Annotated in this window: 15 protein-coding genes and 1 pseudogene; 6 read left to right on the top strand and 10 right to left on the bottom strand. The window is 60.5% G+C overall.

Annotated features, from left to right (window positions below):
- Window positions 1-39 precede the first annotated feature (39 nt).
- Window positions 40-708: pseudogene (locus HHL14_RS07100) on the top strand (c-type cytochrome); the annotation flags it as partial.
- A 394-nt stretch (window positions 709-1,102) separates the two neighbouring features.
- Here HHL14_RS07100 and HHL14_RS07095 read toward each other — a convergent pair.
- Window positions 1,103-2,749 (bottom strand): methyl-accepting chemotaxis protein, encoded by a 1,647-nt coding sequence (locus HHL14_RS07095; protein WP_169496887.1) that lies wholly within the window; start codon window positions 2,747-2,749, stop codon window positions 1,103-1,105.
- A gap of 264 nt (window positions 2,750-3,013) precedes the next feature.
- Between HHL14_RS07095 and HHL14_RS07090 the strand changes: the two genes are divergently transcribed.
- Window positions 3,014-3,814: a bestrophin-like domain gene (locus HHL14_RS07090; RefSeq protein WP_169496886.1), complete on the top strand. Its 801-nt coding sequence runs from the start codon at window positions 3,014-3,016 to the stop codon at window positions 3,812-3,814.
- Between the two features lie 87 nt (window positions 3,815-3,901).
- Here the strand turns inward: HHL14_RS07090 and HHL14_RS07085 are convergent, their stop codons facing one another.
- From HHL14_RS07085 to HHL14_RS07060, 6 genes are all read right to left on the bottom strand, one after another.
- The gene (locus HHL14_RS07085) at window positions 3,902-6,013 is read right to left on the bottom strand and encodes a 3-hydroxyacyl-CoA dehydrogenase NAD-binding domain-containing protein (protein ID WP_169496885.1); all 2,112 of its coding nucleotides are present in this window, start codon (window positions 6,011-6,013) and stop codon (window positions 3,902-3,904) included.
- Window positions 6,014-6,058: 45 nt separating this feature from the next.
- Window positions 6,059-6,799: a 3-oxoacyl-ACP reductase FabG gene (gene fabG, locus HHL14_RS07080; RefSeq protein ID WP_169496884.1), complete on the bottom strand. Its 741-nt coding sequence runs from the start codon at window positions 6,797-6,799 to the stop codon at window positions 6,059-6,061.
- Window positions 6,800-6,974: 175 nt separating this feature from the next.
- Window positions 6,975-8,159: an acetyl-CoA C-acyltransferase gene (locus HHL14_RS07075; protein ID WP_169496883.1), complete on the bottom strand. Its 1,185-nt coding sequence runs from the start codon at window positions 8,157-8,159 to the stop codon at window positions 6,975-6,977.
- A 125-nt stretch (window positions 8,160-8,284) separates the two neighbouring features.
- Complete coding sequence (locus tag HHL14_RS07070; RefSeq protein WP_169496882.1) at window positions 8,285-9,508, bottom strand: porin; 1,224 nt, start codon at window positions 9,506-9,508, stop codon at window positions 8,285-8,287.
- Window positions 9,505-10,767 (bottom strand): CaiB/BaiF CoA transferase family protein, encoded by a 1,263-nt coding sequence (locus tag HHL14_RS07065; protein WP_169496881.1) that lies wholly within the window; start codon window positions 10,765-10,767, stop codon window positions 9,505-9,507. Before HHL14_RS07065 ends, HHL14_RS07070 begins: the two co-directional genes overlap by 4 nt.
- A gap of 286 nt (window positions 10,768-11,053) precedes the next feature.
- Entirely contained in the window at window positions 11,054-12,370 is a 1,317-nt protein-coding gene (locus HHL14_RS07060) for an MFS transporter (protein WP_169496880.1), read from the bottom strand.
- A gap of 323 nt (window positions 12,371-12,693) precedes the next feature.
- Between HHL14_RS07060 and HHL14_RS07055 the strand changes: the two genes are divergently transcribed.
- Together HHL14_RS07055 and HHL14_RS32820 are read left to right on the top strand one after the other, a co-directional pair.
- Window positions 12,694-13,629, top strand: coding sequence for a LysR family transcriptional regulator (locus tag HHL14_RS07055; protein WP_169496879.1), 936 nt, complete (start codon window positions 12,694-12,696; stop codon window positions 13,627-13,629).
- A 721-nt stretch (window positions 13,630-14,350) separates the two neighbouring features.
- A complete protein-coding gene (locus HHL14_RS32820; protein ID WP_206002236.1) occupies window positions 14,351-15,049 on the top strand; it encodes a hypothetical protein in 699 nt (232 codons plus the stop codon).
- A gap of 779 nt (window positions 15,050-15,828) precedes the next feature.
- On the opposite strand, the gene HHL14_RS07045 is transcribed toward HHL14_RS32820, so the two are convergent.
- The 3 genes from HHL14_RS07045 to HHL14_RS07035 form a co-directional block, all read right to left on the bottom strand.
- On the bottom strand, window positions 15,829-16,725 hold the full coding sequence (locus HHL14_RS07045) for a hypothetical protein (protein ID WP_169496878.1): 897 nt from the start codon (window positions 16,723-16,725) through the stop codon (window positions 15,829-15,831).
- A gap of 109 nt (window positions 16,726-16,834) precedes the next feature.
- Entirely contained in the window at window positions 16,835-17,488 is a 654-nt protein-coding gene (locus HHL14_RS07040) for a hypothetical protein (RefSeq protein ID WP_169496877.1), read from the bottom strand.
- A gap of 247 nt (window positions 17,489-17,735) precedes the next feature.
- Entirely contained in the window at window positions 17,736-19,172 is a 1,437-nt protein-coding gene (locus tag HHL14_RS07035) for an IS1182 family transposase (RefSeq protein ID WP_169496876.1), read from the bottom strand.
- A 316-nt stretch (window positions 19,173-19,488) separates the two neighbouring features.
- Between HHL14_RS07035 and HHL14_RS07030 the strand changes: the two genes are divergently transcribed.
- The gene (locus HHL14_RS07030) at window positions 19,489-20,226 is read left to right on the top strand and encodes a Type 1 glutamine amidotransferase-like domain-containing protein (RefSeq protein ID WP_169496875.1); all 738 of its coding nucleotides are present in this window, start codon (window positions 19,489-19,491) and stop codon (window positions 20,224-20,226) included.
- 257 nt (window positions 20,227-20,483) lie between these two features.
- Entirely contained in the window at window positions 20,484-21,287 is an 804-nt protein-coding gene (locus tag HHL14_RS07025; protein WP_169496874.1) for a lipid II flippase Amj family protein, read from the top strand.
- Window positions 21,288-21,556 lie beyond the last annotated feature (269 nt).

Genomic DNA, 21,556 nt, shown 5'->3' with positions numbered 1-21,556 from the left:
AAAAGGCCGTGAATGACGCGATGAATAAAATGTGAATGCGGCCTGTGGGCGCGAATTTGCGGCGCCGCCGGCGTGCCGTCGAGCTGGTACAGCGGCAACGCGGCGAGCCATGTGCCGAGCGACGTGGTGGTGTTGCCGCCGTCGGGCTCGACGCGCGCGGCCGCGGACTCGATCGGCCGCGGCGCGACGATCGCGACGCAGCACTGCTCGATGTGCCACGGTGTGCTCGGCACCGTGCAGGTGACGGCGCCCGCGCTCGCCAGTCAGTACGCCGACGTGCTGTACAAGGAAATGCGCGACTACCAGAGCGGCCAGCGGCCCAGCGCGGTGATGCAGGCGATCATCGCCGAGCGCAGCGACCAGGATCTGCGCGATCTGGCCGCTTACTTCGCGTCGTTCGCGCGTCCGCCGGCGGCCGAAACAACGCGCGCCGGCGCCGAGCCGGATGCGACGGCGGTCCGACTCGCGATGCAGGGCGACCCGCAGCGCAACATCGCGCCGTGCGCGGCCTGCCACGGCCAGCTCGACCGCAAGGGCGCGGCGCCGTGGCTCGGCGGGCAGTCGGCGGACTATCTGGCCGCGCAACTGCGGGCGTTCGCGTCGGGCGCACGGCACAACGACATCAACGAGCAGATGCGCAACGTCGCGCGGCAGATGACGCCGGAGGAAATCGATAGCGTGGCCAGGTATTACGCGGCGATGCAGTAGGGGTAAGAGGCGCAGGTGGTGGCGCCGTGCGGCGTCATGGTCGGGGCTCTCATCACAAACGACGGCACGACCGTGTTATGAGTGGGCCTTTGCAGGCCTGCGTTTAGGCAGCCGCGAACTCGCCTGTGAATTTGGACTGGGCGCTAGTCGTGAAGAACAGTGACCAGACCGCGTGACGAGGTGCCTTCGTGGCACTGCGTTTAGGTTGCCGCGAACGCCCCCGTCGGCTTAGGCTCGGCGCAAGTCGTGAAGAACGGCGACCAGGCCGCGTGACGGAGTACTTTCTCGGCACTGCGCTTAGGCTGCCGCGAACTTGCCTGGCAGCTTCGGCTCGACTCCATTCATAACGAACCATGGCCAGTCGCGCAACGAAGCGGCCTTTGCAGGCCTACGCTTATGCCGCCGCAAACTCGCCCGTCAATTTGGGCTCCGAAGCAAAACCCGAGGCTTTACTCCCAGCCACCGCCGCCACTGCCCGCGCGCCGCCCCCGGTCTGAAACACCGCAACCGCCGCCGACAGTCGCCGCGCCTGCTCCTCCAGCGAACTCGCCGCCGCAGCCGCCTGCTCGACCAGCGCCGCATTCTGCTGCGTCACCTCATCCATCTGCGCGACCGCGAGGTTGACCTGATCGATGCCGGTGCTCTGTTCGAGCGCCGCCGCGGCGATCTCGCCCATGATCGAACTCACGCGCGCGATCGCCGCGACGATATCCGACATCGTCGTGCCCGAGCGCTCGACGAGCTGCGAACCCTGTTCGACGCGCGCCGTCGACGCATCGATCAAGCCCTTGATCTCCTTGGCCGCCGCCGCGCTGCGTTGCGCGAGCGAGCGCACCTCGCTCGCGACCACCGCGAAGCCGCGGCCCTGCTCACCCGCACGCGCCGCTTCGACGGCCGCGTTCAACGCGAGGATGTTGGTCTGGAACGCGATGCCCTCGATCACGCCGACGATATCGGCAATCCGCCGCGAATCGTCGACGATGCCATGCATCGTGCCGACCACCTGCTCGGTCAGCTCGCCGCCCTGCGCGGCCAGCGTCGACGCACCCTGCGCCAGCGCGCTCGCCTGCTTCGCGTTGTCGGCGGTCTGCTTGACGGTCGAGGTCAGCTGCTCGATGCTCGCGGCCGTTTCTTCGAGCGACGCGGCCTGCTCCTCGGTGCGCTGCGACAGATCGGCGTTGCCCGCGGCGATCTCGCTGACGCCGGTATCGATCGATTCGGTGCCCTGACGAACCGAATTCACCGTCGCGATCAGCGATGTCTGCATCTTGCGCAGCGCGGCCGCGAGACGGCCCATTTCGTTGTCGCCGGTCACCTCGATGCGGCCAGTCAGATCGCCGCCGGCGATACGCTGGAACTGCGCGATCGTCGCGTCGACCGGACGGACGATGGCACGCACCAGCACCGCGCGGCACAACCACCCACCGAGCAGCGACAGCACCATGCCGATCGCGACCGTCGTGCAGATCGCGTAGAACAGGCTCTGCGCGTCCTGATAGCGCTGCGCGCCGTGATCGAGTTGCAGCTGTTCGAGCGCGAGCATCGCCTTTTCGTACGCGCTGTACAGTGACGGCAGCTTGTGCGCCTGCAGTTGCTGGAACGCGTTGACGTCGCCGGCCTTGAGCGCGGCGAGAGCCGGCTCGACGCCGTCGCGCAGGAACGTATCGCGTTGCTGCTGCATCGCCGCGATCAGGCGCTGTTCGCCGCTCTCCGTACCCGCATTGCTCAAATAGTGGGCGAGCCGCTCGTCGGATGCTTTGCGGTACTGATCGAAGCGCTTGAGCACCGCGTTCGCGCCGTCCTGATCGTTCAGCGCGGCAAGCGACGCATAAGTCGCGAGCGCAAGACGCAGCCGCAACAGTTGGCCGGAGCTGCCCTCGAGATCGGCGACGGCGGGGGTGTCGACCGTGTACATCTGCTGCAGCGACGCATTGGCCGAGCGCAGCGACAACAATCCCGCGGCGGCGCCAAGCAGCAGCGCGACGCCGAAAAACACGATCATCAGGGTGAGGCTGGTGCGAATCGACAGCTTTTTCAACATCGGACTGGTCTCCTTGGGCTGCGCGCACAACGCCTGCCGGATCGTCTCCGGCCGCGCCCTGCCCACGCAGGCTGCGCTCCACGCCCGTTCGGCCCGGTCCGCAACTTGACTGAAAAGTAAGCAAACACCACATTGAGCAACAACGGCGCAACAGCGGAAAACTTTATGGTTGATCGCACACGCGGCTTGCGCTAAATCAATAAGTGTCCAAGCCCGTTTCCTCAGGGCTGCTTGCTGAAGCCTGTTGTCCACCCGGAGCACGCCATGTCGGAAATCGGTTCAGCGATAGTCGTATTCGCGCTGTTGCTGGTCGCCACCGCGATCGGTGTTGGCGTGCGGCCGCTGCTGCCGGAAGAGCACAAGGCGCACGAGACCGTGCAGCTCGTGCAACTGGTGATCGGCATGCTCGTCACGTTCGCGGCGCTGGTGCTCGGTTTGATGACGGCGTCGGCGAAATCGAGCTTCGATACGGCGTCGAACGATCTGCGCACCTATGCGGCCGAGCTGATCGAATTCGATACCACGCTGCGCGAACTCGGCAGCGCCGCCGACGAATCGCGGCAACTGTTGCGCCAGTACACGGCGGCGGCGATCGCGTCGACGTGGCCACGGGAGGCGGCGCCGGGCGGCGACTATCCGCGCAATCTCGGCGCGCCGGACGATCTGCAGCAACTTGAAAACGTGCAACTCGGCGACATGCTGACCGCGGTGGGCCGGCAGTTGCGGCAACTGCGCACGCAGGATTCGCTGCAGCAACGCGCGCTCGAAGATTCGCTGACGCAATATCGGCGCGTCGTCGATGCTCGCTGGAAACTCATCGAGGAAGCGCATAGCTCGATCTCGCAGCCGTTCCTCAAGACGCTGACGTTCTGGCTGGGCGTGATTTTTCTGAGCTTCGGCCTGATCGCGCCACGCAATGCGTTGGCGCTGGTGACGATCTCGCTGGGGGCGGTGTCGATCGCGTCGGCGATTTATGTGATCGTGGATCTGGATACGCCGTTCACCGGGCCGATCGTGATTTCGAGTACGCCGTTAAGGGATACGTTGGAGCATTTGCGGCGGTGAGCGTGAATGTGGCGGCGTCTTCGCGTGCTTCGATCGTGCCGCGCGTCAGCCTGCAGAGCCGCCGACGCGCGCACACATTCACTCCATTCAGCTCGACGCGACAGCGCCGAGCCGCTGCTTGCGCTGCGCGCACGCGGCCAGCAGCGGCGACACGCTCCAGTAGCCGAAGCGATTACCACGCACCTGCCCGTAATGGTTGAGCCGCTCGACGATGCGTTCGAGACCGATCGCATCGGCCATGAAAATCGGGCCGCCCTTGTGATCGGGAAAACCGTAGCCGGCCGTCCACACCATGTCGATATCGCCGGGACGATAAGCAATGCCCTCTTCGAGAATCTTCGCGCCCTCGTTGATCAGCGGGTAAAGCAGCCTCTCGACGATTTCCTGCGCGCCGATGTCCGTGCGCTGCGCGATCCCATGATGCCCGGCGAGCTCCCGCGCGATGCGCGCGGTTTCCGCGTCCGCCACGGGCGTACGGCCCTCGTAGCGGTAGTAGCCCACTCCGCTCTTCTGCCCGAGGCGGCCAAGCTCGAACATCCGGCGCACCATCGCGCGATAGCTGTCGTCGGGCGGCAAACCACCGGCCTTGCCGCATTCGATCACCACCTTCGCACCGACATCGATGCCCGCCATATCGAGCATGCGGCAGGGCCCCATCGCCATACCGAGCGCCTCGACCGCGCTGTCAATCTGCGCGGGACTGGCGCCCTCCATCATCAGGAACTCCGCTTCGCGCAGATAGACTTCCAGCATCCGGTTGCCGATGAATCCGTAGCACACGCCCGACACCACCGCCACCTTGCGGATCGTGCGCGCAAGCTGCATGACGGTGGCGAGCACGTCGGGCGCGGTACGCGCGCCCCGCACCACTTCGAGCAGGCGCATCACGTGGGCCGGACTGAAGAAGTGCATGCCGACCACGTCGGCCGGACGACCCGTGGCCTCGGCCAGTCGATCGACGTCGAGTGTCGACGTGTTGGTCGCGATGATCGCGCCCGGCTTGCACACCGCGCCGAGCCGCGCGCAGACCTGCTGCTTGAGATCGATGTTTTCGAACACCGCCTCGATGACGAGATCGCAGTCGGCTAGCGCGGTGTCGTCCAGCGAGCCGGACAGCAACGCCATGCGCTCCTCGACCTGCTGCATCGTGAGCCGGCCCTTCGCGGCGCTCGCCTCGTAGTTGCGGCGGATGATGCCGAGCCCTCGATCGAGCGCCTCCCGCGAGGTCTCGACCAGCACGACCGGAATGCCGGCATTGGCGAAGTTCATCGCGATGCCGCCGCCCATCGTGCCCGCGCCGAGAACGCCGACCGATCGCACCGGGCGCAGCGCCGTATCGCGCGGCAGGCCCGGAATTCGGGCGGCTTGCCGCTCGGCGAAAAACAGATGGCGTAAGGCCCGCGATTCGGGCGAAAGACGCAGTGCCTCGAAGAGCCGCGCCTCCACCGCCTCGCCCTCGGCGAACGGCAACGTCGACGCCTGGACCGCCTCGACGATCTTGCGCGCGGACGGATAGAACGGTTTGCGACGCGTGGCTTCGTCGAACGCCTGTTCGAAGAACGTCGGTGCGAGTGCTTCCGTGGACACCTCGCGTTCGCTGACGCGCCGCGGCGCGGCGCCGCGCGCCACGAGCGCCGCGCTCAGCGCGAGACCTGCCTCCAGCGGTGCCGCGTCGCTCAGTTCATCGACGAGACCGATCTCCAGCGCCTCGGCGGCGCCAATGCTGCGGCCGCTGGCGATGAGATCGAGCGCCACGTCGACGCCCACCAGCCGCGGGAGACGCTGCGTCCCCAGCGATCCCGGCAGGATGCCGAGCTTGACCTCGGGAAGGCCGAGCTGCGTGCGCGGTTGCGCGACCCGATAGTGGCAGGCCAACGCGAGCTCCAACCCGCCGCCGAGCACCGTGCCATGCAACGCGGCGACCACGATTCGATCGAGCGCTTCGAGCCGCGCGAGAAACCGGTTGAACGGGGCCGTCGAGAAGTCGTCGAGATCGAACGCGGCGATGTCGCCGCCGGCCACGAACGTGCGGCCCTCGCCATACACCACCAGTGCCTTGTAGCTGCGATCGGCCTCGAAAGCGTCGAGTGCGGCGACGAGGTCCGCGATCACCGCCGGCGACAACGCGTTGACCGGCGGGTTATCGATACATAGCAAGGCGATGTCGTTACGACGATTGAGCGTTGCGAACGGTTTCATGAATCATGCCCTCAGGAGTGCTTTTAAATGATCGAGTCCGATCGCTCACAGCGTCATGCCGCCCGACACTTCGATCACCGCGCCGTTGATGTAACTGGCTTCGTCGCTGGCCAGAAAGGCGTACACGTTGGCGATTTCCTCGGCTTTGCCGAGTCGGCGCAACGGCACCTGTTCGCGCATCTTCGCCAGCACGTCGTCGGGCACGGTGGACAGGATCGGCGTGTCGATAAAGCCCGGCGCCACCGCATTGACGCGTATGCCCTTCGGTCCCAACTCCCGGCTCCACGTCTTCGTGAAACCGATCACGCCGAACTTCGCGGCGGCATAGTTGGTCTGGCCGTAATTGCCATAGATACCCACCACCGAGCTGGCATTCAGAATCACCCCCGTGCCCCGCTCGATCATCGCGTCCACCACTGCCTGCGACGCATGGAACACGCCTCGCAGGTTCACGTCGATCACGTCGTCGAACTGTTTCGGCGTCATTTTCTGCAGGCGTGCATCGCGGGTAATGCCGGCATTGTTCACCAGCACGTCGATCTTTCCGTAACGCTCCAGCACGGTCTCGACCATGCGATCGACGGCTTCGCGGTTCGCCACGTCGAGCGTGATACCAAACGCTTCGGCACCGGTATCCCGACATGCGCTCACCACGCCGCTCACCGCCGCCTGGTTCAGATCGCCCACGACGACGATCGCCCCCTCCCGCGCAAATTTGAGTGCGGTCGCCGCGCCGATGCCTTGCCCCGCGCCAGTGACAATGCTCACTTTTCCATTCAATCTCATTGCTTCTTTTCGCCCCTGCGTGAAATCGGCGTCGTAATGACACGAGCGCCGTGCATCAATCCGAATGACCTGCGCGAATGATCCGCGCGGGTGACCTGTGAGAAGAGCCGTCGTGCAACTCACGCTCGCAATCGCACGGGATAAGCCGCCTGACCGCGTTACGCTGATCGCACCGTCACGCGACCTCGAAAAGCCCCGCGGCGCCCATGCCGCCACCAACGCACATGGTGACGACCACGTACTTTACGCCACGACGTTTGCCTTCGATCAGCGCATGCCCCACCAGTCTCGCTCCCGTCATTCCATAAGGATGACCAATCGCGATACTGCCGCCGTTGACGTTGTAGATGTCGGGATCGATGCCGAGGTAGTCGCGACAGAAAAGCGCCTGACATGCGAAGGCTTCGTTCAATTCCCACAGGCCAATATCGCTGACTTTAAGACCATGCCGCGCGAGAAGCTTCGGCACCGCGTAGATGGGACCAATGCCCATTTCTTCCGGCGCACATCCCGCGACCGCGATGCCGCGATAGATGCCGATGGGAGCGAGGCCGCGTCGCTCGGCGACGGCGCGTTCCATCATGACGCACGCGGAGGCCGCATCCGACAACTGGCTCGCGTTTCCCGCGGTCACCACGCCATGCTCGATCACGGGCTTGAGACTCGCCAGCCCCTCGTACGTCGTCTCCGGCCGATTGCCTTCGTCGCGTGCGATCGTCACGTCCTTGTAGCTGATTGCGCCGGTCTGACGATCCGACACCGCCATCGTCGTCGTGACCGGAACGATCTCCGCGTCGAAGTAGCCCGCCTCCTGAGCGGCCGCCGTGCGCTGCTGGGACTGGAGGCTGTAGTGGTCGGCGGCTTCGCGGCTGATCGCATAGCGGCTCGACACGAACTCCGCCGTTTGCAGCATCGGCATATACGCATGCGGCGCGTGCCCGATCACCTTGGCGTCCTGCTCCCGCGCGCACCACGCAAAGTACTCGTTCTGAACCGCGGAAATGTTGTCCACCCCACCGCCGATGGTGATGTCCATGCCATCGACGATCACCTGCTTGGCGGCGGTCGCAATCGCCATGAGACCGGACGAGCACTGACGGTCCATCGTTTGCGCCGACACGGTGGCGGGAAAGCCCGCCGCGAGGACCGCGTTGCGGGCCACGTTCATCGCCGACGTACCGGCGGCGAGCACGCAGCCGATCACGACGTCTCCGACTTCCGCTGCATCGATCGATGCGCGCTGCGCGGCATGGTTAAGCGCATGCGCGAGCAAGGTCGGCGATTTCGTCTGGTTGAACGCCCCCTTGAACGCGCGGCCAATCGGCGTGCGAGCCGTGGAGACAATGACAGCTTCTCTCATGCGAACCCTTCTCCAATTCCAGTTAAACAGACGACGCTTCAATGCGCCGGCCGCATGGCAAGCTCCACGCTCACGCTGCAACCGGGCACCAACGATGCGTCTTCAGATGTTGAGCAAGACCCGATCTAGAACCGCTGCTGTAACGCAACGCGCACGGCGATCTGACGATTGGTGGTCGACGGACTGAAGCCGGTAATCGACGCAACCGCGGGTTGACCGAGCGAATCGCGGCCGCTCGCGCGTTGCAATACCGTCAATATGTACACGTCGGTGCGTTTCGACAGGTAGTAGAACGCGCCCAGATCCAGTTGCAGATATTTGGCTCCGCCGTCGCCGTTGACCGAACTCCTGTCGGTATAGTGAAACGCGGTACCGACCAGAAACGCCGGCGTCACCTGCGACTTGACGCTCAACTCGTAGTTCATGAACGAGGCGGTGCCGGTATATCCCAACGGATTGGGTCCCGAACTGGAGCCGAGACTGTAGTAGCGCGTATTCGTGACGACCACGCCGAGAGTCACCGGATTGAACGTGTAGTTGATGCCGGCGCCGGCGAACTGGGTGGTTTTGGCCGACGCGTAACCCGCATTCACCGGATAGGATTGCGGGCTCGTCGGAGAGCCGAAGGAACCGATGTTGTTGGTCGTCGTCGACCCTTTGTTCGGCATGGTCCCGTAGAGGGAAATATTGGGGTCCCGCGCATTCAGATAACCGACGGCTGCCGTCAGCGGACCCTGCGAATACCCGGCGCCGATCGAAAAGACCTGATTCTGCGTGAAGCTTCCGGCCACGCCGCCCAGGCTGTACATGACCGCTGCCGACGCGCCTTTATAAGTAGGTGTTCTAAACTTTATCGCGCTATTAATCCGGCTCGTATTCGACAGACTATCCACGTCGTCGGGTTGCGCGCCCATGTAACCGGACCATTGCCCGGTTGCCGTGAGTGGCTGCACGAAGTCGGTATAGGTATCGTACTGACGCCCGAGCGTCAAAGTACCGTAATGGCCTGTCAAGCCGACGAACGCCTGTCGGCCGAATTCGGCGCCACCCGTGCCGAGCGCGCCGTTGTTGACCGTAAACGCGCTTTCCAGAGTAAAGATCGCCGCAAGACCGCCTCCGAGGTCTTCGACGCCGTGGATGCCCCAGCGGCTCCCGGCGGCACCGTTGGCGGCGCCGTCGCTTAGCGCGACCTGACTGCCGCCCACTAAACCGTGACTGGTGACGGCGGTCTGCACGTTATTGGCATAGGTGACGCCGACGTCGATAACGCCATAAAGCGTAACGCTGCTCTGTGCATGAGCCGCGCATGCGACGGTGCCGGCGATCCATGCGAGGTGACGGATTTTCATTGACATGTCTCCTTATTTTTTATTGGTGAACCTACGATCCCACGTTCAAACAGACTCTCTACGCGGTCTTTATCCAACCCGAGTTGCGTAAGCTGCTCACGGGTTTGCTCTCCTAATGAAGGAGCCTTTTTCGAATCTTCATTGCCCCAGTCTTGCGACCGGAATCCAAGGCCCGGCGTACGCATGCGAAACGGACCTTGATCGAAACTGGCGTGCGGCGAGAGATTGCTTTCCGAGTGTTCCGTGGAGAGGTACTCACCGATGCTGCGCACTCTCGCCGCAGGCACGCCGACGTCATTCAACGCGACTTCCATTTCCGCCGCGGCCCGTTTTTCGAAAGCGGACGACAGCACCTCCTGCGCCAGCGCTTCGTTACGCGCGACAACGAATCCGCCTCCCGGTGCGTTGAATGCCTGCACATCGATGATGTCGTCGTTCTCGCACAAACCGCTCAGTCCCAGCAGGTCCGCGAGCTTGCGGAATTGCGCAGGCGTGTTGGCCGCAATCGCCAGCCAGCCGTCCAGGCACTTGTAGGTATTCGCACCCGGGCTACCCGTAAAACCGCGATTGCCGATTCGTTCGGGCTCGACGCCGTCCGTGAGGAAACTGCACGCGTGGGGATACATCAGCATCAACGACGCATCCGTCATCGAACAGTCGATGTACTGCGCGTCGCCAGTGATATCGCGCATGCGCAGCGCCGACATCATCGAGAGCGCGGCGATCATTCCGGTTGCCATATCGACGACAGGGAAGCCGACTTTGGCAGGCGGCGAATCGGGGGAATCGCCGGACATCATCATCATGCCCGTAAGTGCCTGGATGACGTGGTCGTAGGCACCGCGACTGGACCATTTGCTGTTTTGTCCAAAGCCGGAAATGGAGCAGTAGACGATGTCGGGGTTGTCTTTGCGGATGTCGTCGAAGCCGAGTCCATATTTGGCGACGACGCCCGGCCGGAAGTTCTCGATGAAAATGTCCGCCTGCCTGGCAAGCGACCGGACGATGTCCGCGCCTTCAGGCTGCCGGATGTCCACGGCCACGGAGTTCTTTCCGGCATTGAACGCAGCGAACGCCGACGGCGTATCGAAACAATCGACCTGGTTCTTCGACGCTTTGGAGCGCATCACGTCGCCGCCCGTCGGCGACTCGATCTTGATCACCTCCGCGCCGAGTTGCGCAAGATAGAGTGACGCCATAGGCCCAGCAATAACATGGGACATATCAACGATGCGCACACCTTGCAGCGGTTTAATCATGGTCGCTTCCTGTCTTCTTCCTGATATGAACTGATAGCCGGATCGCCGATGCCGATGGACATATCGGCGGATCAGGTTGTATTGCGTAAATAGGTCGATCGAAATTCGACGGACGAGCGATCCCGCCAGACTGGCGTCAACCGTCTGCTGAACAATTCCGTGAAAGGGGCTGAATGCTGGCGTTACATCGTTATCGCGAAGCTCGTTTCTCGATCGTCCTAATGAGTTCGTTATTCAAAGCCGGCATTGCCGGGATTTTTATCGATATCTTTATCTGCATTCAGGCTCAGGCCTGACTGCTCAAAACGGTTTCGGTGTTGCCCTGTTGCTTGTCGTCACGCGCTTCGAGCAGGATCTGTCGTTTGCTTGCCTCGGGGTCGATGAGCCAGAACCCGACTAACGAGGACACGATCAGCAACGCACCCGCGATTTCAAATGCGCTGTGATATCCGGCTTCCACCCCCGCCGCCCCTTCGAGAAAATGTCCCGTCATCGCCGGCGCGATCAATCCAGCCGTGGTCCCGATGGCGGACAATGCGCACAGCAAGGTCGAGCGCTGTGAATCCGGCGTAATTTCCGCGACGATAGCGACGGCAAGCACGAACGACACCTGCGGCAAATTCCACGCGACGGCCAGAATGCCCGCCCGGACCATCGGAGCGAGAGGGAGCATCAATGCGCCGACGGTCAACACGCCGCTTAGCATCAGGAGGCCGCAATTCATCCATCCTCGCGCGCGCTTCGAAGAGACACCGCGCATCTGCAAACGCTGACTCGTCAACGACGTCACGAGAAGAATTGGCATCCCTAAGAAAGAGAACAGCATGAATGCCCATCCTGTCGCGGAGTCGCCGAAATGCAGAACCGCGCGCATATAAGACGGCACCCAACTGAAAATAAGCGAGAAGGCGAAATAGGACGTCCAGATCACAAACGCGGCACTGAGAAATGTCCTGTTAAAGAACAGTTGAAAGTAGCGTGCGCGCAGTATGGCGGCAGCGGACGACTTGATATTCAGGCTGGAGTACGGTCCATCCTGACCCACGAATATCCAGATCACGCCCCACGCGAGGCTGGCGAGACTCAGGACCAGATAGGCGCGATGCCAGTCGTATTCGACGATGATATGAGTCAGCAGCGGCCCGGAAACCAGCAGCCCCGCGAATGCTCCCAGCGAAACAAACGTGCTGGGCAAATTGCGCTCCTTGTTCTCGAACCAGGTAAACGCGGCGTGATTGCACAACGGCGCCGAGGGACCCTCGCCGAATCCGAGCAGAATCCGCGACGCGTACAGCAGGGAAATCGATGCACCAAAGGCGATGGGCAACTGCGCCACCGTCCAGATGAACGCGCAGACCAGCAGAAGCTTTTTCGGGCTGATTCTCTCCGCCAGTTTTCCGAACAGGATCAGCGCCAACGAGAACAGATAAAAGAAACTGCCGCCCAGCGTGCCGAACTGCGCTGGGCCGAGTCCCAGGTCGCGCATGATCGACGGCGCGGCGATGCCGAATACGGCTTTATCGCAGAAGTTGATCAGCATGAAAGCGGTGAGCATCGCTACGATGACCCACCGACGATGTCCGCCCACGGTGGCCTGCGTCATGAGCGCTCCTCCCGGGACCGAACAATCGGTCGGGCACAGGCAGGCGGCGAATACGTTCCAGTCGAACTGTCCATCCATGTCTCCAATATGTTTTTTGGACTGCATGAGCTACCGCGAACGGCGCTTGCATCACGTCTCTTTTTTATTGCTGACACCAACCACTCCCAAGTCCGTCTCCGCATCCGCCCCACGTCTTATAACGAAGAGCGAAAAGCAGGCGGCATGTCGATAACTTGAGCAGTTGTTGTGTTCGGAGTTTACGCATCCGATGAAATTACTGATAGTGATATGATTTTATCTAGCGAAAACTTTTTGGAATCACCGTGCCGCCAGCAGAAAAAGACAGCGAGGGCTTACGCCGACTCGTCGGCCGGTTGAGATTCCGGCATCTGCATATCCTGCTGACGCTGGAGGAGAGCGGAAGCCTGCACTCGGCAGCGAGGCTCCTCAACGTCACGCAGCCGGCGTTGAGCAAGGCGTTGGTCGAGGTGGAAAGCGCGTTCGGCGTTCCGTTGTTCGAGCGCGACGCGCGTGGCGTGGTGCCGACCCAGTACGGGACGACGGTGCTGCGCGGCGCAAAACTCCTGATGGGCGAGCTGGAGCGACTGCGTCAAGAGACCCTGAGCGACAGCCAGATTTTGTCGCTTAACGTGGGCGCGCCTCATTTCATCGCGCAAGGTTATCTGCCCGGTGTTTTCCAACGGCTACTCAGCCTCGATGCGTCCATACGCGTGAAGATGGTCGAAGCCGCGGTGCCCGATCTGTTCCTCAGATTGCAGGAAGGCGAACTGGATTTTCTGATCAGTTCGCTGGATCTGCCGAGCATGAGGACGGAGGCACTGGACATCACGAAGTTGTTCACGGCGAACATGGAGGTGATTGCCGCGACCGCTCACCCTCTCACCGAACGACGAAGCGTGTCGTGGGACATGCTAAGCAACGAGCGATGGATTCTGCCGCCGGCCGATTCGCTCCTCACCCGATCGGTCGTGGAAATGTTCAGCCAGGAGGGACTGGCCGCGCCTGAACCGATCGTCAATTCCAGCCAACCGTCGACGAATCTGCAGCTGGTTGCCGAGAATGTGGGCATCAGCGTCCTGCCTTCGCCGATTCTGCGCAGCCAGGCGGCGGGAGATAAAGTCAGGACGATCCGCGTGTCGCCGCCGCTGCCTCGCCGGCCTGTGGCGCTGATTCGCCGGAAAGGACCCGAGGAAAGATGGTTGCCGCCTTTGCTCGAGGCGTTGAAATCGAGCGTTTGAGTACGAGGTTGGACGGGGTGGTTTGATCCCGTCGAATCAATAGAAAAGGCCCCGGAAAATCCTGCCAGACTTTTGATCTGGCGGGACAATCCGGGGCCTTTCTGACCTCAGTGCGCGATATTCGTCTTAGAACGGTTATCCACACTAAAAAGTGTTGGCAGATGATGCAATGCCTCTAAGTTGGGCAGTTTCATGCCGTCATATGCGCAAACAATGTGGGTACACGTAGTTTTACGCGCATATTCCACGCAAAAAATCGACGCGAGCCACCGAACTGTGGGTAATACTTCGCTTTAACGCAAATGCCCCGCGGCGGTTGTTTTCGGCATTTCGTCGCTTTGGACGTTTTGGCAACAATATCTCTCGTTGGCATGAGGGGGTGCGGGGGAGTAATGAACAGAAGTTATCCACAAATAATTGCCACGGCGATCACGCGTGCCCATCCGCAAAAAGAAGCCCCGTGTTAGCCGAAAAACATGTGCCGGTCCACCGCACAGCCTTCGAGCGCTGCCCGATACATTGGCGTCGGCGATCAGCGAGCGATGCCTCCAAGCTGTTTTACAACGTCTGGCGCCGCGTGCTACAAGAGTACCGGCATACCGCAAAGAGCCTTCCGACAAGGAGTTGGCGCCATTCGATTTGCGGGTATGAGGCCCCGACGCGGACGTACGACCATCGTCCTCGCCGCGCGCGCGGCACAGAACTGTCGTCGTAGCGTCACGTGCGTGACCTCGAAGTATTGATTTATTACAGCCGTCCAGTCGGGTCGGTTATCGCGGCAAGAATGTTGTCGGTACAAGAGCATATGGCGATGAAAAAAGGCGATTGCGAGAAACATAGGGCCGCAAGGCCGAACAGTTTGAAGCTGGAAAGCTCTGAGCGCGTAGACAAGAGGTGCACCACGACTGCTCTGGATCGCAGGGAGCAACGCAAGGTCGATCAAGCGAAAGGGCTGGTGCCGTTCGCCTGCAAGCTAGACAGGGAAATCGTCGAACGGCCGGAAGAACGGTCGACTGAGAATTGGGTTGGCTTGACGGGCCTGTTGACCGATATCATCCCGCCCGCCCTCAGTGCCGACGCGTCGCACAGTGAGCTGGGCATAGACGCGGCCGCTCGTATACGCATGTCCGGTCTCACAGGGGGGATTGATGGAAAAGCTGCCTTGCGCAAGCTTGCTGGCCAGATCGCGGGGACACTTGTCGCAAATGCTACGCGGGATGCCATTGAATATCTGACGGCCGCTCTAGAAACTGTGCGGAGCGGCAATGTTCCGAATGACGGAGCAGCTAGGCATACTAGGCTGGCCCAACGCAGTGCAGTCGTCGCTGACTTGCTGCCTGGAGCCCGTGCTCGGGGAAGGCGCCTGGCTCTCGTCGAATACGAGAGCCCTGACAACCTTGCGCTCCTACTTGCCCGCTAATATGCGGGTCGCAACGAGCGGACGATCAATGATCAGCGCCAGAACGGTGAACTGTATGCCCTGCTTCCACCAGGGAAGGCGAGAGGGTTTCGATACCCAAAATGGCAGTTCGATGCCGAGCCTGCGAGGCTGGTCGCGGTTCTCCGCCCGTTCGCCAATGCGAAAACAAACGCTTGGGTGATCCATTCGTTCATGCGGCGTCAGCGAGACGAGCTTGATGGGAAATCACCGGTCGAAGTCATACTAGACAATCGCTTGAGCTTAGTTCCGGTGATTGACTTGGCTGCGCTCGACGTGACGGGCGAACAGGGCGCGGCATGACTGAATACATTGTCAAATGAGAAACTTGGTCGGGTGCCCGCTGCCGTCCGACGGCTTACAAGATGGCTCGCTCCCCGTTGCCGAATCTCGCTTCGACCACCCCATGTCGGATTCACAGATGAGCCTAAGTCCTCGCTATCGTTGCCCGTGCCTGGAAGGATGTCGCGATCGACAGCGTGAAGATCTACCTCCCTTGTGCTTGCGGCGGGGCATCGCACGCGGAAGCGCGATTATCAAACCTCGAAGTGCGATCGAAACGGTCATCGGTCACATGACGGCAGACGGGAAATTCGGCTGGATCTGATGCAAAGCGCGCGGGCGGCGCAATACATGCGGTGCTGTGCGGCGTTGGACACCACGTCTGAATGGTGCTGAGCTTGCATGGACCGCGCGCCCGAGGCGATCGTCGAACCTGGCAGTGGGACGCTGTTTGGCAACGACCGACAAGGAAGCGACATTCAAAGGTTGCTGCTGAGCGGCGGTTGCCTTCCGGAAGCGGTCGTTTCTGTTTTTTTCACGCCCTCGCCTGACGAGTCCAGATCGACCGCGCATGCTAGTCGGTGCTGGCTCGCTCGCTTAATTTCGCCCCGATGCGACAAAACGGGAAATTTCGCTCCGTTGACCGGCGTGCAGCCTCGCAGAAAATCGGTCAAATCAAAGGGAAGACTGAAAAAGCGAGGCAACCAGAACAGCACTTCGGCAGTTCCTAAACTCTTGTGCTTCTCGGCGAGGCGATTCTTTCTCCCTTGGACTTGAACATGGGCCTTAGGATGGATCAGCCGATTGCGTTCGCGAGAGACCCGTCCCAATGCTTCGAACTCACCTGAATCTGAGGGAAGCAAATAGTCTGACAGCAACATTTTCGGTCCATGCCGCCACTTATCCACGGTCGTGCGCGACTCGATGAGTACGAACAGCTCCGGCTTGCCAATGAACGAGCATCCCCACTCGAGAGCAAGATTAATGTCGGCTTCGCATAATGCCGCCGAGAGGATGGTCACCTCCGTGAATAGTGGCATTAGGCGCCCGCTGAACCGGGCAGCAACCCTTTCGTATGGTTGAGCATCGATTGCCGAGATCATTCGGGCTTCCTTCTCGACTTCCTCCCTCAGTGCGTCGGGGTTAAGTTCTGAGAGCCGCTTGCGCCACATTTCAAGGTCTGCTTGGGCCTTGCTTGCCGCATCGCTCGCGGCCACCTCGATCTCTGCTCGCAATTCAATATATTGGCGCCAGAGCTTAACTAGCGCCCTGTCCAGCCAATGGTCACTTCCGACATGCCAGTGCGGCTCAATCTTTTTCGCCGAGACGACCATTTGCCGGAAGTTGTCGAGTGCATCCCCTCGAAGTAGTGCCATAAGATATGTACTTTTCTCTGGAAAACCGGTCAAGCAGCGTCTGCAGCGAGGTTACTCTTCGGCTGATAACGCTCCCTGAGATTAGCCTTAGTCGTCACGTCCTGCTGCACTATGCGCGAACATGAGCCGGAGACGCCACGGAGTGCCGGCACGCGCTAGGTGATGTCCCGAGCAGCTCCGTGGCGAGCTGGGCCGCAGCAGAGGGGCTGCCTCTCAGCGCGGCGAACAGGCCGTTTAGGACCGGCTGCTGCCGGCGCAGCGACGCCTCGATCAGCATACGTTCCTTCGCGCGGACAAGATCCTCCAGTTCCTTGAGCAGGTACAAGGAGGCAAGCATCCACATCGCGATCAGCCAGATCTCGATCTTCGGATTGTCGAGCGCGAACTTCGCCGCCGTAGTGGTACGGCCCGCGAGGGCGACTGGCCGGTCGGTTTGGTCGCCGTGCAGTGCATGCACGAACTGTTTGCGCTCGTTCGGCGAAACGTTCGCGAGGTAACCCGGCAGCGAGAACTCCACCGCCTGCCGCACGCCATGCGCGCAGCGATTGCGCAGTTTCGAGAGCAGGTCAAGATACCGGACCTCGCCGTCGTTGATCACGCCGAGCGCGCGTGCGAACGCCACTTTGCCCTTCGAGCCGTTCATGTCCGGCCGCATGACTACCGCTGCGACCTCAGGACCGAGGCGTTGACCGACGACATAGCCGAGTGCCGACTCGAACAGGGCATGCAGCTTGATAACGAATGACCAGTCATCTTCTCTCACTCTACTGCCTAAATCAAGCAGTCCCGGGGCAGGGTAAATCGCGGAACCGCCGGAAGGCGATGCTAGCGATAACAGCGCTGCATGCGAACGTCTCACTTCGAGAGGCAGCGGACCGCTGTTAATGCAGACAGAGTGACTCGAATGGGTCGAGGCCGTGTGAAAACACCCGCCCAGTGTTTGCGTCGAACGAGGCAACGCCCGATTGGGAATGCCGAAGCTGGCAACGCCTTAAGCGCGTGAACAGGGCTTACGCCCGTATCGCTGCCATCAAGGTTTGCGCACCGAGGATCTTGATCGCCCGCTTCATGTTGTATGCAAGCACGTTCAAGCTCATCTCGGTTCGGACATTCGAAAGCGTCCTTGTTAAGAAGTGTGCGGCGCCCATCCAGAACTTCAACGTTCCGAACGGATGCTCAACAGTCTGACGTCTTAACCTCGCCGCATTCGGTATGTTGTCGAGTCGACTTTGCATCTCTTCCAGTATCGATTCATGCTCCCAACGCGTGATCCTTCGGTTAACCCCGGACGTACACTGCGGTTTCATTGCGCACCTGGGGCAGGCGGACGACCAGTATTTGTGTATGGTCAGTCCTGCCTCGAAGGTGGTGAAGCGATGTATCGCACGCTCACCCGCGGGACACTGATACTCGTCATCGGCTTCGATGTAAACGAAGTCCCGTTTATCGAGCAGACCATCGGCTTTGTTGTTCGAAGTGAACGGCTTCGGCACTAAAGGCGTTATTCCGTCCTGCTGGCAACGCATGATTTCTTCGCTCTTGAAGTAGCCCCGATCTGCAAACGCCGAAAGCGTAGTCGAATCTATGGCTTCCCGCGCGAGTCGCGCCATCGAGGCAAGTTGATTCCGGTCGTGACCGACGTTGACCACCTCGTGGGCAACGATCATGTGATGCTTGAGATCAACTGCGGTCTGCACGTTATAGCCGACCATGCCTGTCCCGCGCCCGCTGGTTGCCATTGATCGAGCATCGGGATCGGTCAGCGAAATTTGACCGTCGGGACTGGCCTTCATTTGCACCTCGATCTCCCGAATCTTGCGCATATGCTCGCGCACCTTCGAAATCTTCTCGTGCAGATGCGCAACGCGTCCTTCGGGTACGTTTGCTGGATCACGGTCTGCACGATCCAGCTCGTCCATGTATCGAGCGATGCTCTGTTCGAGTTGCTCGACGCGAGCCTCTAGCTTGCGGTCAGTGAAATTCTTGTCGCGGTTGTTCACCGCCTTGAATTTACTTCCATCTATGGCAACGGTCGCATCGACGAACAGCTTAAGGCGAGTGCACATCGTGACGAATTGGCGGCAAACCCCACGTATCGCGTCGCCATTGTCTTTGCGGAAATCGGCAATCGTCTTGAAGTCGGGTGTCAGCCGCCCGAGCAGCCAAATAAGTTCGAGATTGCGCTGAGCTTCGCGCTCTAGTCTGCGGCTCGATTGAAGCCTATTGAGATACCCGTAGATGTACAGCTTTAGTAGTGTTGCCGGGTAATAGCCAGGCCGGCCGGTCGATGCTGGTGCCGCACGTTCAAAACCCAATTGAGCGAGATCAAGTTCGTCAACGAAGACATCGACTACGCGTACGGGGTTCTCAACATCGACATAGTCTTCAAGAGCTTCTGGAAGCAATGCGATCTGGTCTCGTGCTGCACACTCGATGTATCGCTTCATGGGCCATCACCGGAAGATGTATTGATTCACTATAGGCGATCAGCACGTTTCCACACACTCTCGGTCGAGGCCGTGTGAAAACGCTGGCTAAACGCGGAGGTCGAGCAAGGCGACCCTCCAGATCGCGCTATGTTGGCTTGGCGGCGCGTTGGGAAGAGTAAAGCGACGCCCGAAAACCGAGTACTTTTACGTTTTCACATGGCCTCGGTCGAACTGGACCGGAGGCTGTCGGACTCAGTTTCTGCCATCACCGGCCGTTCGACACGCCCGCCCAAATCGTCAACAATGACTCCGGTACGTTTTCGAGGCAAAAGGAATGCGACGCATATTGGCTATTGGCGGAGGCGGATTTACGACCGAAAAAGAACCATCGTTAGTCGATGCATACATACACCGGCTCATCGACAAGCCTCGGCCGCGTATATGTTTCGTCGCGACTCCAAGTGGCGATAACCGTGCGCAGATCGATAAGTTTTACGAGGCATACGGTTCGCTCGACTGTGAGGTGTCGAACCTTCCGTTCTTCAACGGCTGGGGTCCAAACGTCATTCCATACACCGATTTCAAGCCGCACCTTTTGAGTCAGGACGCAATTTTCGTGGGAGGCGGCCATCTCCGATCTGCCCTTGCAGTATGGCGGGAATGGGGCCTCGACGTTGCGATGAAGGAAGCATGGAATCGCGGCGTTCTGCTTGCAGGAATGAGTGCTGGTGCGATGTGCTGGTTTGAGACGGCGCTAGGGGGGCCGTTCGAGCAGGGAAACTACGGAGTCCAGCGCGGCTTGGGGCTACTTCCGGGAGCATGCGCAGCCCACTACCACAACGCTCATGTCTCTGAACGACGTGTCAACCTCCTTGCAGAGATGCATCGTGGCCTAATACCGTCCACACTCGCGATCGACGATTTTGCGGCCGTTCTATTTGAAGATCAGCAGTTGGTGAAGACCGTGTCATGGGCGTCCACGTCTACAGCGTATCGTGTTAGACAACAAAACGGATGTGTTGAAGAAGCGCCCCTGACTGCTGTCCCTTTGCAAGAATCGCTGATCGTGTGACCAAAACGTTCGATCAGACATTAGCCGACCAGAGGCGGTCCGGCAAGCGATACATGGAAATCAGATGTTCCGCGTGGTCGAATCGGTAGTCTGCCGCACTCGGTCGTCGACGCTTGGTCTCCGCTGAAGCGCAGGACGCGACACTGGAGGCTTTCGAGCCAAGCTTCGTGACGAGATCGATCTTCAGTTTGTTGAGGATCGGTCCGGGGACGGCACTCCAGTAGACTCCAACTCTTGCCCAACCTCGTTGCGATAGCATGGACACCCAGCTTTTCATCATCTGCGGACTTACATTCGTAATCCACGTCATCGCGACGCTAGCCTATGCGGTACGGATCGCAGGTGTTCGCACGCGGCGTATCGCCGTGTCGTTCTCTCTGTTCGGGATCATCGCGCTTGTCTCCCGAACCGCGAACTCGTTTCAATGGCCGTTCATAGCCAAGCGCGTAGAGCTTGATATCGCTCAGCATCTGGAGGGTGAGCTGCTCGGTGATTTTCGGCTCTTTCTGGTTACGGCCACTGCAGCAAGCATAGTCGGCGCGTTGCTGATCCCAACGTTCCAGCGCTATTTCAGTCGCGCAGTCGAGCACTTCCAAGCCAATCGTTCATTGCCGCGCCTTTTGCTCCATATTTTCAGTCGCGGCGGCATCAACTATATGCGTGACGGTGCACGCATCCCGTCACGCCAAAACATCTCTCAGTTGACGAGCGGTGCGGGTGTCTCTGAAAGGGTGATAGCTCTCAACGTCTTCGCGATAGCCATCTGGACGGTCGGCGTTTTCGCGTCACTCTACGCGGGATACCTGAAGCCAGATTTGCGCGTGACGTGCGCCAATCTATCGTCGGTCATCAATGGATTTGCGACCGTGGTTCTGGCGGTGGTAATCGACCCGCAGGTTTCTGTCATGACGGACGACGTGATCGAAGGCCGGATCTCCGAGAATAGCTTTAGGCGAGCTATCACTACCCTTGCCGGTGCACGTGTTCTTGGGACCGTGTGCGCACAAATAATCCTCGTACCGGCCGCGCTCATCATCGTACGCGTCGCCGAGCTAATCTAGACCATAGAACTGGCGTACCGTGCATTGGACTGACCGCTTCGGAGCAGCTCGGCTGTCCCGTGTGGGTCGGGTTCAGGCGGGCGCGTGGGACAGCGGTCGGCCACCTTCAGTCATTCAACGTAGCCGCCGCCAAGACGTTCGAATGACTGTTCCCTTTTAGAACTGGACGCTGGATTAAGCATATCTGCGTCTGTCCACTGCATCCTTTTAACCTCGGATGAGGATTTGCTAAAAGCGGCCATCCGGATGCGTTTGTGAAAGCTAAGCAA

It is taken from the genome of Paraburkholderia antibiotica (genome assembly GCF_012927125.1).
Lineage (GTDB): Bacteria > Pseudomonadota > Gammaproteobacteria > Burkholderiales > Burkholderiaceae > Paraburkholderia > Paraburkholderia antibiotica.
The sequence above is the reverse complement of the archived record's forward strand: the minus strand, read 5'-3'. Positions and strand labels throughout refer to the sequence as shown.

Excerpts from the sequence above, each read along its gene's own strand:
- HHL14_RS07060 (WP_169496880.1), bottom strand. The coding sequence starts at position 12,370 with ATGACGCAGGCCACCGTGGGCGGACATCGTCGGTGGGTCATCGTAGCG.
- HHL14_RS07035 (WP_169496876.1), bottom strand. The coding sequence starts at position 19,172 with ATGAAGCGATACATCGAGTGTGCAGCACGAGACCAGATCGCATTGCTT.
- HHL14_RS07085 (WP_169496885.1), bottom strand. The coding sequence starts at position 6,013 with ATGAAACCGTTCGCAACGCTCAATCGTCGTAACGACATCGCCTTGCTA.
- HHL14_RS07030 (WP_169496875.1), top strand. The coding sequence starts at position 19,489 with ATGCGACGCATATTGGCTATTGGCGGAGGCGGATTTACGACCGAAAAA.
- HHL14_RS07045 (WP_169496878.1), bottom strand. The coding sequence starts at position 16,725 with ATGGCACTACTTCGAGGGGATGCACTCGACAACTTCCGGCAAATGGTC.
- fabG (WP_169496884.1), bottom strand. The coding sequence starts at position 6,799 with ATGAGATTGAATGGAAAAGTGAGCATTGTCACTGGCGCGGGGCAAGGC.
- HHL14_RS07065 (WP_169496881.1), bottom strand. The coding sequence starts at position 10,767 with ATGATTAAACCGCTGCAAGGTGTGCGCATCGTTGATATGTCCCATGTT.
- HHL14_RS07090 (WP_169496886.1), top strand. The coding sequence starts at position 3,014 with ATGTCGGAAATCGGTTCAGCGATAGTCGTATTCGCGCTGTTGCTGGTC.
- HHL14_RS07095 (WP_169496887.1), bottom strand. The coding sequence starts at position 2,749 with ATGTTGAAAAAGCTGTCGATTCGCACCAGCCTCACCCTGATGATCGTG.
- HHL14_RS07025 (WP_169496874.1), top strand. The coding sequence starts at position 20,484 with ATGGACACCCAGCTTTTCATCATCTGCGGACTTACATTCGTAATCCAC.
- HHL14_RS07075 (WP_169496883.1), bottom strand. The coding sequence starts at position 8,159 with ATGAGAGAAGCTGTCATTGTCTCCACGGCTCGCACGCCGATTGGCCGC.
- HHL14_RS07070 (WP_169496882.1), bottom strand. The coding sequence starts at position 9,508 with ATGAAAATCCGTCACCTCGCATGGATCGCCGGCACCGTCGCATGCGCG.